Consider the following 12332-nt stretch of genomic DNA (forward strand, 5'->3'; position numbering starts at 1 on the left):
GGTTTTTCGCGTTTTTGACTCTTAAAAGCAAAGAACATACAATACTTGCAGGCGATGCAAAAAAACGCATTAGATTCAATACTTATCGCCGCGAATATCCCTGAATTTAGAAATCAGGGCGTTTTGTGGTTCAAAGAAAATGAAAACAAAATTAAAATTTTAAGCCAAAAAAATATTTGGTGGCGCAACCACATTCGCCTTTTGGAAAAAGATTTAAAAATTAATCCCCTTGCCTTAATTCGTGAACTCGCCGACTTTGGCTATACCAAAGCGAATCCCGTTTTAAACCCAGGCGAAGTTTCTTTTTTGGGTTCTGTTTTAACCATCTGGCCTGTAAATTTAGATACTCCACTAGCATTCGATTTTAATGGCAACAGTATCGAGGCTATTTCCGAACTCGAAAAACCAAAAACAAAATCTTCCGAAACCGAATTAAACGAACTAGAAAAAATTTATACCCGTTTTAAAGCTGGCGATTATGTTGTTCATATCGACCACGGCATTGGCCGTTTAAAAGGTGCTACCGCCGATTTAGAAAACTATTTCGAAATTGAATATGCCAAAGGAGACAGGCTTTTTTTACCTTTTGAACAAGTTAAAAAAATATCTTTATATGTTGGTTTCACTCGCCCCAAGGTTCATGGTTTGGGCGGAAACTTGTGGCACAAAATAAAAACCAAAGCTAAAGAAGATGTTGTTAAATTAGCTAAAGATTTATTACAACTCTACGCCAACCGCGAAGCTTCTCGTGGTTTTAGTTTTGTTAAAAATGCACCAGAGATGGAAAATATTATTGCCGATTTTGAATACCCCGAAACTCCGGATCAATCTAGAAGCTGGAAAGAAATAGAAGCCGATATGGAAAACGAAAAACCGATGGACCGCGTTTTAGTGGGTGATGTTGGTTTTGGTAAAACAGAACTTGCTATTCGCTCTGCTTTTAAAGCTGTAATTTCTGGTGCGCAAGTAGCTTTAATTGCGCCAACTACAATTTTAGCTCGCCAACATTTTGGTGTTTTTAGTAACCGTTTAGAAAAACACGGTGTGAGTGTGGCCATGCTTAGTCGTTTGAATCCGGAAGATGTAAACAAAGATTCGGTGGGCAAAATAAAATCTGGATTGATAGATGTGGTTATTGGCACACATCGCCTGCTTTCTAAAGATATAGAATTTAAAAATTTAGGACTGTTGATTATAGACGAAGAACAAAGATTCGGCGTCTTGCAAAAAGAGAAACTTAAAAAATTGAAAGCTAACATAGACGTTTTAATGCTCTCGGCCACCCCTATACCCCGCACGCTTTATTTAGCTATGTCTAATTTAAAACCAATTTCTAAAATACAAACCCCACCACTTGGACGCGAAGCAGTGGAGACAAAAATAGAAAACTTTTCTTGGGATACAATCAAAAAAGCTATTGAATACGAATTGGCACGTCAAGGCCAAGTTTTCTTTTTAGAAAATAGAATTCATAAAATAAATTCCGTTATGGAGAAATTAAAAGAACTCGTGCCTATTGCCCGTTTGACGAGCTTGCATGGGCGTATGGGCGAAAAACAAATAATAGAAGCTATTGAAAGTTTTAAAAGTGGCCAAAGCAATGTTTTAGTTTCTACAACTATTATAGAAAATGGTATTGACCTCCCCAATGCTAATACTTTGATTGTATCTGATGCTACAAAACTGGGACTATCCCAAGCCCACCAATTACGTGGCCGTGTAGGCCGGCGCGACATTAAAGCAGTTGTATATTTCCTTCATGATAAGAAAACAATTTCTAGTTTAGCCGAGAGCCGTTTGACGGCTCTGCAAGAATTTTCCAACTTAGGCGATGGTTTTAAAATTGCCTTACGCGATTTGGAACTTCGCGGTGCCGGCAATATTTTAGGCCGTAATCAATCAGGCCACATCAACCAAATCGGCCTTAATCTTTATTGTGAAATGCTCTCCCAAGCCGTGGAAAAATTAAAAAATTGACCAACTACTTACCGTTTTGAGATTTACCAAAACCATATCCACCAAATGCACCTATAATTAAAGATAGCACTTGTGTTAAGAATTCTTTAGCAAAGAATAAAACCAAAACAATTATAGCTATACAGGCAAGCAGAGCACAGAAAAAATAAAACTTATTATCAGACGAATCTCTTTTCCTATCCTTATGTATATATCCTGATATTTCTCTACGTTGAGACAATATTTCATCTACCTGCTTTTCATTAGGAGAAAAAGAACCATCACCTAAAACTTTTTGTAAAAGTATCTGCATTGAACTTTCCTTTTCTGATACTAAAGTACCCTGAGGTCTTTCGTTTACTATTTTTTTATTTTCTTCAGACATATTTTTTTTCTCGAGAAGATAAGTTCAAAAAAACAGAATGTTTACCTTCTTTACTATTAGAACTAAAAACTCTAATATGTCTTTCTAGTTCTAAGATTTCATTATTAACTTCTTTAGATAGAATTAGTTGTACAAGTAAACTAACCTCTGAATCGCTAAGTCTACCTCTTTCTTTTTCTGACATAACAAGATCAATGGCTGTTGACAAATTATCACTATAAACTGTCTCATTCTTGTCTATAAAATTATAAAATTTATCCAGTAGCATATATCTATATAATCACATAAAACCTCTGATTTCAACTATTTGTTTTTATTTAAACAAATAATGCATGATATTATCAAGCAATGGACAATTTATGGCTTAACGCACTCAACATTGTTTACGGCTTATCGCGTATAAAAAAATTACTCTCGGTTTTTAGAACTGCCGAAAAAGCGTGGCAGGCCTCGGCGGGCAGAATTTTGCGCTTAGATTTTAACGGCGAAAGTATAAAAGAGGCTTTAGCCAAAAGAGAAACGGTAAATCCGAAATTGGAATGGGAAAAATTAGAAAAATTAAATATAAAAACAATTTCTTTTTTCGAAAAAAGTTATCCCAAACTGCTAAAAGAAATAGCTTCTTCACCAATTCTGTTATACTTGAAAGGCAACGCTGATCTTTTAAAAGAAAAAAGTATTGGCGTAGTTGGTACCAGAACGCCCTCGGGTTATGGTCGCGCGGCTATAGATATTCTTATTCCTCAACTCGTGGAATCAGGTTTAACTATTGTAAGTGGCCTGGCTCAAGGCATAGATGCCTTAGCGCATATGGCCACGCTAAAGCACGGTGGAAAAACAATTGGGGTTTTGGGTTGCGGGGTGGATCAAATTTACCCCAGAATGAACGAGCCCTTGGCCGCAGAAATGTTAAAGAAAAATAACTTAATACTTTCCGAATATCCCGCCGGCACCGAAGCTTTTAAACAAAATTTTCCGGCCAGAAACCGAATTATAGCCGGCCTTTCTTTAGGCACACTGGTTATAGAGTCTAAAATAGATGGTGGCGCTTTAATAACGGCCAAACAAGCGCTAGAAGCCAACCGCGAAGTCTTTGCTGTACCTGGCCCTATTACCAACACCACCTCGGCCGGAACCAATAAGCTTTTGCAAGATGGTGCTAAAGTAGTGTTATGCGCCGAAGATGTTTTACAAGAATTAAATTTAAAAAAATTAAGCACCAAAGAAAAGATAGAAGTTAATTTAGATAAACTTACCGCCGAAGAAAAAACCATAGTAAATTTAATTCAAATTGAACCCGCCCACATTGACAAAATTATTCAAATAACTAAACTTAAGCCTCATGTGGTCAGTTCCGTGTTAACTGGACTCGAACTTGGTGGATATATAAAAAATATGGGGGGGCAAATATACACTTTAAACTAAATGACAAATTTCTAATTACCAATGCCTAATCAATACCTAATTATTAAATGTCTAAATTTTAATCATTAGGATTTAGAAGTTGATTAGAAATTAGTTATTAGACATTAGAAATTTTTACATGAACCTAGTAATTGTTGAATCTCCTGCGAAAGCCAGAACAATAGAAAAGTTTTTAGGCAAGGACTTTAAAGTAGAGTCCTCTTTTGGTCATGTGCGCGATTTACCCAAAAGCAAACTGGGTATAGATACCGAACACAACTTTGAACCTAAATATATAGTTCCTACCAAAGCCAAAAAACAGGTGGCTCTATTAAAAAAATTAGCCGAAAAAGCAGACAAGATTATTCTAGCTACCGACGAAGACCGCGAAGGCGAAGCTATTTCTTGGCACCTCGTTCAAGCCTTGGGCTTGAACGAGATCAAAAATAAAAAAATAAAAATTATAGAGCGAATAGTTTTTCATGAAATAACTCAAAAAGCGATTTTGGAAGCATTAAAACATCCGCGGCAAATAGAGCAAAACATGGTGGACGCGCAACAGGCTCGCCGTGTTTTAGATAGATTAGTCGGCTACAAGCTTTCGCCTCTTCTTTGGAAAAAAGTTTCGCGCGGGCTTTCGGCTGGTCGTGTGCAGTCGGTCGCCGTTCGTTTAATCGTTGAACGCGAAAGAGAAAGAAATAAATTTCAGAAACAAGAATATTGGGGCATCACGGCTAAGCTCCAAACTCGAAATCCGAAATCCGAAACAGAAGAAATATTTGAAGCCAGATTACATAAGATCAATGATCAGATATTAGACAAGTTTGCGGTAGCTAGTGAGGTCGAAGCTAAAAAAATATTAACTGCTTTAGAAAATTCGGCTTGGAAAGTAGAAAGTATAGAGAAAAAAGAAACCAAGCGAAACCCTGCTCCGCCTTTTACCACCAGCACACTGCAGCAATCTGCCGCGCGTAAACTTGGTTTTTCGGCTAAACGCACTATGATGCTAGCTCAACAACTTTACGAAGGCATAGATCATAAAGGCGATAGAACCGGCTTGATTACATATATGAGAACCGATTCGCTTAATTTATCGCCAGATGCTGTTGGTGTGGCATCTAGCTTTATAAAAGAAAGTTTTGGAGAAAAATATTTAGAAAATAGAACATATAAGACAAAAACTAAGGGCGCCCAAGAAGCCCACGAAGCTATTCGCCCCACCGACCCATTGCGCACCCCCGAAGAAATGGCTTCGCATTTGGAACCAGCTCAATTAAAACTTTATCGTTTAATCTGGCAACGCTTTATGGCTACCCAAATGGCACCGGCCATATTTGATGCCACAACTGTTGATGTGGCGGCGGGATCCAAGCATATTTTTAGAGCTAATGGCTTAACAAAAAAGTTTGATGGTTTTACAAAAGTTTATTCTTTAAAAACCGAAGAAACCATCCTGCCTCAACTAAAAACCGACGAACTGTTAAACTTAATAGATCTAAAACCCGAACAACATTTTACCGAACCTCCCGCCAGATATTCCGAAGCTACGTTGATAAAAGCTTTGGAACAACACGGCATTGGTAGGCCATCCACCTATGCCCCAACTCTTTCTACTGTTCAAGACAGAGGTTATGTAGAAAAAGACGAGCAAAAAAAATTAAAACCCACCGAAATGGGTACCATCGTTAACGATTTATTGGTTGAACATTTTCCCAATATTGTAGATATAGATTTTACGGCCAAGCTGGAAGAAAAGCTGGACGACATCGCTGATAATAAAATAGAATGGGTGCCGGTTATAAGAGAATTTTATGAGCCTTTTGAAAAAAATTTAAAAGAAAAAATGGACGAACTAAAAAAATCAGATTTTAAAAACGACGAGCCTACCGACAAAATTTGCCCTGAATGTGGTAAACCCATAGTTATTAAATTAGGACGCTTTGGCAAGTTTTATGCTTGCACCGGTTTTCCTGAATGCAAACACACCGAACGAATTTTAAATAAAATAGATATGAAATGCCCAGACTGTAAAGATGGCGATGTGATTGTAAAACGAACTCGCACCAAAAAAACTTTCTATGGCTGTTCGCGCTATCCCGATTGCAAATATGCTAGCTGGGTTAATCCAAAATTAAAACCGAAAGAAGAATCTCCAGAAGTTGTAGAAAATAAAAAAGAAGCGAATCCATAAGGACTCGCTTCTCATCTTTTCGCGCTGTTGAAGAACTGTTACCGCACCCACTCCATCTGATGGGTTTTACGCCTCACTAGATGCTGGCGACCGTTGAGATCGATAGCCACCTTCACCCGCTTGCCACGACCGTCGACGAACTTACCAGTCATGGCCTTGCCAGCGAAATTGATGCGAACGAGGCACATCCCGTGCAATCTCCTGTTCACATCGGCCAAAGCCTTATCGTTCGGCGACTCGTAAACCTCGGGAACCACTCCGAGAACTTCCCGTGTATTCACACCGAACGCCTTGATACCCACAACAATGAGCATGACCAGAATGATGGCCAGCATGACCAACCACATGGTTTCCATATCACCCTCCCTCGGGTTGTGTAGTGGTAAAACAGGAATGGAACGAACTATGTATATAGTCTAGCATATAGCATAATTCTTGTCAATAGCACCCTTTTCGCTTATCTGATAGGCTTAGAATATGCAGGAAATACTGGATAAAATACTAGCTAAATATTTATCTACCGAGGCCGAAACAATACAAAAGGCCTATACTTTTGCTGAAACCGCCCATATCGGGCAAAAAAGGGATTCGGGCGAAGATTATATTACTCACCCTATAGCTGTTGCTCAAATACTCGCCGATTTTAATATGGACCACGAAACCATTTCGGCTGGTCTGTTACATGATGTTTTAGAAGATACAAAAACAAAATTAGAAACTTTAGAAAAAGAATTTGGGGCAAATATTTCTTTTTTGGTTCAATCTGTAACCAAGCTACATCGAGTTAATTATAGTGGTGAATCCTCCTCCGCCAAGGCTTCGGAAGGACAAAGAAATTACATAGAAAATTTTCATAAAATGATTTTGGCTACAGCCAAAGATATCCGCGTGGTTTTGATTAAACTGGCCGACAGACTCCACAATTTAGAAACACTAGCTACTTTTAAAGGTAATAAAGAAAAAATCGCGCGCGAGGCTTTAGAAGTTTACGCACCACTTGCTTCCCGTTTAGGTATGGGCGAAGTTAAAGGCCTAATGGAAGATTATGCTTTCCCTTATGTTTACCCCGAAGAATATATAAACCTTTTAGACTTTGTAGAAAATCAAATTGCGGAAAATAAAAAATATACAGAAAAAATTAAACCAGCCGTAGAAAAGATATTAAAAGAAAATAACATTCGTTACATTCGCTTAAGCGCCCGCGCCAAACATTTATACAGTCTGTGGCGAAAATTACAGAAATACGATTTTGATTTAGAAAGAATGTACGACCTGGTGGCTCTTAGGGTTATAGTACCCGACATTGTTTCCTGCTACGAAACACTAGGAATACTTCATAAATATTGGCAACCGCTACCAAATAGAATTAAGGATTTCATTGCCTTGCCCAAACCCAATGGTTATCAATCGCTCCACACCACAGTTTTTTGCGAAGAAGGAAAAATAACAGAGTTTCAAATAAGAACCGACGAGATGAGTAAAAATGCTGATTATGGTATTGCAGCCCATTGGAGTTATAAAGAATCAAAAAGCCCGCTGGCTAAAAAATATTCTTGGTTAAAGCAACTGGCCGAATGGCAACAACAAAATTTAACCAGCGAAGATTTTTGGGAAAATGCCAAAATAGACTTCTTTAAAGACCGTATATTTTTATATACGCCCAAAGGCGATGTTATAGAACTACCCGAAGAAGCCACGCCCCTAGATTTTGCTTATGCGGTGCACAGTGATATTGGCGACAAATGTATTCAAGCTAAAGTAAACGGAAAAATTATGGCTATAACTCATTCGTTAAATGATGGCGATATTGTAGAAATTGTAACCGCAAAAAACCAGCGCCCTTCGCGCGACTGGTTAAAGTTTATAAAAACTTCAAAGGCGAGAACAAAGATAAAGGAAAGGTTACGATTAGTTAGTTAATCAATCAGAATGTTTTAAAATGTTCAAAACCAGATAAACATCTTTTTGGATCTGAAAAAAGAACCTATAGTTATCGTCTACTCTTGCCTGCCAAACGTCCCCTAATTCTTCTCGCTTTTTAGATCGTAATGACGGATATCTTATATCTCTAAGAAGGAAAGATAACTGTTTTTTGAATTTTCTTTTTATCTCTGGAGGTAACTTCTCTAAATTTTTATCAAATTGCTCAGCAAACCGAACCTTCATAAGCGGCTAAGATATTTCATCGCCTCTCTACTATTAGTAAAAGCTTTTGAAACTCGCCCTTCTTTGATATCTTTTAATCCCTCGGCTACGGCCTTTTTTTCTCGTTTTAAAAGTAGTTCTTCTTTAAGTAAATTTTTTCTAACAAGATCGCGAAAATACTCCGATTTAGAAGCATAACGACCGCTTTTTACCTTTTTCTCTATTTCTAAATTAAGTTCTCTTGGTAACGATATAGAGACAATTACTCTAGGCATATTTTTATAAATTTATCTGTATTACATTGTAATACAGATAGCGTATACCGAGCACATATTAAAATCAACGGGTTATAACTGGTTAGTTAATTTTTTAATTAGCCTGTCTAGATCCTCTTGAGAATAAAAACTAATAGCGAGCTTGCCCTTTTCGCGGCTACCCGAAAAAGAAACGGGCGTGCCTAAGGTATCTTGGATTGTTTTTTTATAATTTTCTAGTTCAGGGTCACTGACTCTTGCGGTTTTGGCTTTATAAGATTCATCTTGGCGAACAATATCTTCTAATTCGCGCACCGATAAAGTTTTTTTAATAATTTCGTCGGTTAAAAATATCTGGCGTTCAGAATTTTTAATAGCGAGCAGTACTTTAGCGTGGCCTTCGCTTATTTTCCCATCGGAAATGCTTCGCTGAACTTCGTAGGGTAAATCTAAAAGCCTAACTCTGTTGGCTATAACCTCGCGGCTTTTGCCAACTTTTTGCGCTACTTGCATTTGAGTTAACTTAAATTCGGTCATCAAACGTTCGTAAGCCAAAGCTTCTTCTATGGCGTTTAGGTTTTGACGCTGAACATTTTCTATTAAAGCTATTTCTAACCTTGTAGCATTGTCGGGATTTTTAATGATTACCGGAACTTGTCGAAGCCCCGCAATACCCGCAGCCCTTAAGCGGCGTTCGCCTGCTATTAACTGATATTCCACCCTAGTGCCGCTAGAAACAGCCAGCTCAACTTTAGAAACCAGAAGCGGCTGAAGCATGCCGTATTGCTTCATAGAATCGGCCAGGCTGTTAAGTTCGGTTTCGTTAAATTCTTTTCTGGGCTGGTAAGGATTTGGTTTTATTTTTTCGAGTTCAATATAAAAAACACTTTCTTGCCTGGCGGTGGTGACCACGCTTTTTGCTGGAACAGAAAAATTAGTTTGTTCTTTGGGAGAAGAAACTTCTTCACCATTCTTTTTTTGAGGAATCAATGATTCCAAGCCTCTACCTAGGGCCATATTTTTTTAAATTAAATTTGATTAGTATTTTCTTCTAAAGAAACTTCTGAACTATTTTCTATATTCACTGAAGCTAACGTAGTAACAATTTCTGTATCAACAAACTCGTTACTTGCTATAGTCGCCACGACACCACTTTCTGGTTCTAAATTATTAATACTTTCTGTATTTGATATATTTTCTTCAATAGCAGTTTCAGCAACGGCTTCTGTGGCAACAGATACTTCTGGCGCACCAACATTCTCTAAACCTAATATTTCTTCGGCTAACTGTCTATATGCTTTGCCCCCTTTGGAATAAAGATCATATTGTAAAATTGTTTTGCCAAAAGAAGGCGCTTCGGCCAAAGACACACAACGCGGTATAACAGAATTAAAAACTCGCCCCGGAAAATTTCTGTTCATTTCTTTGACCACATCACGGTTTAACCTGTTGCGCTTATCGTACATGGTTAAGACCGCACCCAACACATTAATATTATGCCCCAGATTATCGCGAATTAATTCTATAGTTTTTAAAAGATGCCCAATGCCTTCCAAAGCGTAATATTCGCATTGTACAGGAATAACAACGTAATCGGAAGCAACTAAACCATTTATGGTAAGTAGGCCAAGTGATGGTGGTGAATCAATTAAAACATAATCGTAATTTGTGGAAACTCGGCCTAAGGCTTCGCGCAAACGAAACTCTCTGTTAGGTTGAGTTACTAATTCTATGCCCGCGCCGGCTAAATTTGTATTGGACGGCAAAAGATCCAAACCCATTACACCGGTTTTTCTTATGGCTTCTTCGGGTAATAAGCCATTAGTTAAAACATGATACAAATTCCATTCTATTTGATATGGATCCACGCCCAGACCAGAAGTTGTATTAGCTTGTGGGTCTAAATCCACCACCAAAACAGACTTGCCATGCGCTGCCAAAAAAGCGCCTACGTTTATAACGCTGGTTGATTTCCCTACACCGCCTTTTTGGTTAACAAAAGAAATGGTTCTAGACACAAAATTACTTAGTTACTTAATTAGGTATTACTTATTTTACCTTAAGAAATCTTCATTGACAATGAAGCGTTTTTACTAGAAAATACCTAAATATTGGGCGACCCGCCAAAGGCGGGTAAAGTGGCAGATTTAGTCGCCTTTGGCGACCGCACAAGACTCAAAATCAAATGATATCTGTTTATGTAATTAGAAGTAAAAATAAAAACTTTCGATATGTTGGCATAACAAATAACATAAATGAGAGATTGGAAAGACATAATACAGGCAAAAACAAATCGACAAGAAATTATGCTCCTTTTGTACTGACCTATTCAGAAAAATATAAAGACTATAAAGAAGCAAGGATGAGAGAAAAATTTTTAAAAAGCGGAGTTGGAAGAAAATTTTTAGATAGTTTACAATAAATAACCATGCCCAGGTGGCGGAATTGGCAGACGCACAGGACTCAAAATCCTGCGATGGCAACATCATGAGGGTTCGACCCCCTTCCTGGGCACCACATAAAAACAGGCGTCTAACTTGTCTGTTTTTAATTTTAATAAAATCTCTAATTAAACTTTATAGAAAAACCATACATCCCCATAGCGCAAGTTCCGTTTATAACCGAACCGATCTTTTGGGGTGGCACTTCAATTTCGGTTGTACCCGATGGAGCTAAATTGGCTCTGTAGTTTAAACTTGGAATAACTAAAGCCGAAGTGCAATCAAAAGTGCCTTGTGTTTTTACTTTAATAACCGTGGGTATATCGGCTTTAGCTAAAATTTTTCGAGGCGTATAACCGCCCTTGGCTTTGATTGCTATAATCTGTTTGCCGTCTATAATTTCTGAAACAGCTACGCTATCCACCGCACCGCTAGAATTTCTATTATTGGCAAAAAATATGGTGGCAAAAATAATACCGGTCGAAACCACGATGGAAATAATTGTTAACTTCATAATCTTTGTTTCTAAAAATTAAATACTGGATTTAATAACCCTACTGCGACCAAACTATTAATTAAATTAAAAATTCCAAAAAATATTACCACCAAACCCGCCGCTTTAAAAAATATTCCTGATTGCGCTTTTTTGTGGATGCCGAGCGAACTAAAACTTAAAAGCAAAAGCACGGGCAATGTGCCAAGCGCAAACACACCCATAATTAGCGAACCTGCTAAAAAATTTCCGGTAGTTAGTGTATAAATCTGCATAGATTGAGTGAAACCGCACGGCAAGAAAAAGGTGGCAACGCCTACCAAAAGAGGCGTAAGCGTATGGTTTACACTTTTGAGGCCATGCACCCGCTTCCCAATAAAATTAGGTATAGTTGGTTGTAATTTTTTGGCCCAAGGGAACACATCCAGAAGATTAATGCCGAGCACAAGAAGCACTAAAGCCACTATAAAACTAAGAACGAATGTGACGGTTGATCCAAGCTGAAAAGCCGAGCCAAGCAGGCCGATAGCACCACCCAGAATAAAAAACGATACTAACCGTCCTATATGAAACAACACCTGCGGACGAATCTTATCTCCTTCTTTGGCAAAGTTTGCGGACATAGAAAGAACTAGTCCACCGACAACTGCCATACACGTAGAAACAGAGGCTATCAGACCAATAATAAAAGCCGTGCCCAAGCCAACTTCCGAACTGTTAACCAAATTTACTAAGCCAATCTTTTGTAAAAAAATAAAAAGCAAAATAAAACCTAAAGCTATTGGACCCGCCATTAAAAAATCTTTCCATTTAACTGAATGTTTTTGTTTTTCCAGAGAAAGTATATAACCGTGCGGTTTTAAGACTTCGTTTAAATCTCTCGCGATGTGTTCGGGTTCTTTATCACCAAAATCACCAGTCACTTCTATAGTATGATTTGTAAGCGATGACTTTGCTTTTGACACCTCGGTCATATTAGCAAGTTCGCTTTCTGTGAGCGCCACGCAGGCGTTGCAGTGCATACCGTTAACGTGAAATATGTATGTTTTCATATTACTTGTAG

Annotated in this window: 13 protein-coding genes, 1 tRNA gene and 1 pseudogene; 6 read left to right on the forward strand and 9 right to left on the reverse strand. The window is 38.1% G+C overall.

What is annotated here, in order from left to right; translation table 11 throughout:
* Nucleotides 1-54: 54 nt before the first annotated feature.
* Complete coding sequence (locus tag Q8Q95_02150; GenBank protein ID MDP3764401.1) at nt 55-1977, forward strand: CarD family transcriptional regulator; 1923 nt, start codon at nt 55-57, stop codon at nt 1975-1977.
* 4 nt (nt 1978-1981) lie between these two features.
* Here the strand turns inward: Q8Q95_02150 and Q8Q95_02155 are convergent, their stop codons facing one another.
* Together Q8Q95_02155 and Q8Q95_02160 are read right to left on the reverse strand one after the other, a co-directional pair.
* The gene (locus tag Q8Q95_02155) at nt 1982-2341 is read right to left on the reverse strand and encodes a hypothetical protein (GenBank protein MDP3764402.1); all 360 of its coding nucleotides are present in this window, start codon (nt 2339-2341) and stop codon (nt 1982-1984) included.
* Nucleotides 2334-2609, reverse strand: coding sequence for a hypothetical protein (locus Q8Q95_02160; GenBank protein MDP3764403.1), 276 nt, complete (start codon nt 2607-2609; stop codon nt 2334-2336). The genes Q8Q95_02155 and Q8Q95_02160 overlap by 8 nt, the downstream gene beginning before the upstream one ends.
* An 80-nt stretch (nt 2610-2689) precedes the next feature.
* On the opposite strand from Q8Q95_02160, the gene dprA reads away from it, so the two are divergent.
* Together dprA and topA are read left to right on the forward strand one after the other, a co-directional pair.
* Nucleotides 2690-3766, forward strand: a complete 1077-nt coding sequence (gene dprA, locus Q8Q95_02165; protein MDP3764404.1) for a DNA-processing protein DprA — start codon at nt 2690-2692, stop codon at nt 3764-3766.
* A gap of 118 nt (nt 3767-3884) precedes the next feature.
* Nucleotides 3885-5936 carry a type I DNA topoisomerase gene (topA, locus tag Q8Q95_02170; GenBank protein ID MDP3764405.1) on the forward strand — a complete coding sequence of 684 codons (2052 nt, stop codon included), beginning with the start codon at nt 3885-3887 and terminating at the stop codon, nt 5934-5936.
* Between the two features lie 38 nt (nt 5937-5974).
* On the opposite strand, the gene Q8Q95_02175 is transcribed toward topA, so the two are convergent.
* Entirely contained in the window at nt 5975-6292 is a 318-nt protein-coding gene (locus Q8Q95_02175; GenBank protein MDP3764406.1) for a hypothetical protein, read from the reverse strand.
* 121 nt (nt 6293-6413) lie between these two features.
* Between Q8Q95_02175 and Q8Q95_02180 the strand changes: the two genes are divergently transcribed.
* The gene (locus tag Q8Q95_02180; GenBank protein MDP3764407.1) at nt 6414-7856 is read left to right on the forward strand and encodes a RelA/SpoT family protein; all 1443 of its coding nucleotides are present in this window, start codon (nt 6414-6416) and stop codon (nt 7854-7856) included.
* Here Q8Q95_02180 and Q8Q95_02185 read toward each other — a convergent pair whose 3' ends face one another.
* The 4 genes and pseudogenes from Q8Q95_02185 to Q8Q95_02200 all read right to left on the reverse strand — a co-directional run bounded on the left by Q8Q95_02185 (nt 7857) and on the right by Q8Q95_02200 (nt 10353).
* On the reverse strand, nt 7857-8102 hold the full coding sequence (locus tag Q8Q95_02185) for a type II toxin-antitoxin system RelE/ParE family toxin (protein MDP3764408.1): 246 nt from the start codon (nt 8100-8102) through the stop codon (nt 7857-7859).
* On the reverse strand, nt 8099-8356 hold the full coding sequence (locus tag Q8Q95_02190) for a type II toxin-antitoxin system ParD family antitoxin (protein ID MDP3764409.1): 258 nt from the start codon (nt 8354-8356) through the stop codon (nt 8099-8101). The genes Q8Q95_02185 and Q8Q95_02190 overlap by 4 nt, the downstream gene beginning before the upstream one ends.
* A 72-nt stretch (nt 8357-8428) precedes the next feature.
* Nucleotides 8429-9352 carry a ParB/RepB/Spo0J family partition protein gene (locus tag Q8Q95_02195; GenBank protein ID MDP3764410.1) on the reverse strand — a complete coding sequence of 308 codons (924 nt, stop codon included), beginning with the start codon at nt 9350-9352 and terminating at the stop codon, nt 8429-8431.
* A gap of 242 nt (nt 9353-9594) precedes the next feature.
* Nucleotides 9595-10353, reverse strand: a pseudogene (locus Q8Q95_02200) (AAA family ATPase).
* A 167-nt stretch (nt 10354-10520) separates the two neighbouring features.
* Between Q8Q95_02200 and Q8Q95_02205 the strand changes: the two are divergent.
* Nucleotides 10521-10757, forward strand: a complete 237-nt coding sequence (locus Q8Q95_02205; protein ID MDP3764411.1) for a GIY-YIG nuclease family protein — start codon at nt 10521-10523, stop codon at nt 10755-10757.
* Nucleotides 10758-10765: 8 nt separating this feature from the next.
* A tRNA-Leu gene (locus tag Q8Q95_02210) sits at nt 10766-10852 on the forward strand.
* A 48-nt stretch (nt 10853-10900) separates the two neighbouring features.
* Here the strand turns inward: Q8Q95_02210 and Q8Q95_02215 are convergent.
* Both Q8Q95_02215 and Q8Q95_02220 read right to left on the reverse strand, forming a co-directional pair.
* Nucleotides 10901-11290 (reverse strand): cupredoxin domain-containing protein, encoded by a 390-nt coding sequence (locus Q8Q95_02215; protein MDP3764412.1) that lies wholly within the window; start codon nt 11288-11290, stop codon nt 10901-10903.
* An 11-nt stretch (nt 11291-11301) separates the two neighbouring features.
* Nucleotides 11302-12321 carry a sulfite exporter TauE/SafE family protein gene (locus Q8Q95_02220; protein ID MDP3764413.1) on the reverse strand — a complete coding sequence of 340 codons (1020 nt, stop codon included), beginning with the start codon at nt 12319-12321 and terminating at the stop codon, nt 11302-11304.
* Nucleotides 12322-12332 lie beyond the last annotated feature (11 nt).

Source organism: bacterium (assembly GCA_030697795.1).
GTDB lineage: Bacteria > Patescibacteriota > Minisyncoccia > JACQLN01 > JACQLN01 > JACQLN01.

Excerpts from the sequence above, each read along its gene's own strand:
- topA (MDP3764405.1), top strand. The coding sequence starts at position 3,885 with ATGAACCTAGTAATTGTTGAATCTCCTGCGAAAGCCAGAACAATAGAA.
- Q8Q95_02180 (MDP3764407.1), top strand. The coding sequence starts at position 6,414 with ATGCAGGAAATACTGGATAAAATACTAGCTAAATATTTATCTACCGAG.
- Q8Q95_02215 (MDP3764412.1), bottom strand. The coding sequence starts at position 11,290 with ATGAAGTTAACAATTATTTCCATCGTGGTTTCGACCGGTATTATTTTT.
- Q8Q95_02155 (MDP3764402.1), bottom strand. The coding sequence starts at position 2,341 with ATGTCTGAAGAAAATAAAAAAATAGTAAACGAAAGACCTCAGGGTACT.
- Q8Q95_02220 (MDP3764413.1), bottom strand. The coding sequence starts at position 12,321 with ATGAAAACATACATATTTCACGTTAACGGTATGCACTGCAACGCCTGC.
- Q8Q95_02190 (MDP3764409.1), bottom strand. The coding sequence starts at position 8,356 with ATGCCTAGAGTAATTGTCTCTATATCGTTACCAAGAGAACTTAATTTA.
- Q8Q95_02175 (MDP3764406.1), bottom strand. The coding sequence starts at position 6,292 with ATGGAAACCATGTGGTTGGTCATGCTGGCCATCATTCTGGTCATGCTC.
- Q8Q95_02150 (MDP3764401.1), top strand. The coding sequence starts at position 55 with ATGCAAAAAAACGCATTAGATTCAATACTTATCGCCGCGAATATCCCT.
- Q8Q95_02185 (MDP3764408.1), bottom strand. The coding sequence starts at position 8,102 with ATGAAGGTTCGGTTTGCTGAGCAATTTGATAAAAATTTAGAGAAGTTA.
- Q8Q95_02160 (MDP3764403.1), bottom strand. The coding sequence starts at position 2,609 with ATGCTACTGGATAAATTTTATAATTTTATAGACAAGAATGAGACAGTT.
- dprA (MDP3764404.1), top strand. The coding sequence starts at position 2,690 with ATGGACAATTTATGGCTTAACGCACTCAACATTGTTTACGGCTTATCG.
- Q8Q95_02195 (MDP3764410.1), bottom strand. The coding sequence starts at position 9,352 with ATGGCCCTAGGTAGAGGCTTGGAATCATTGATTCCTCAAAAAAAGAAT.
- Q8Q95_02205 (MDP3764411.1), top strand. The coding sequence starts at position 10,521 with ATGATATCTGTTTATGTAATTAGAAGTAAAAATAAAAACTTTCGATAT.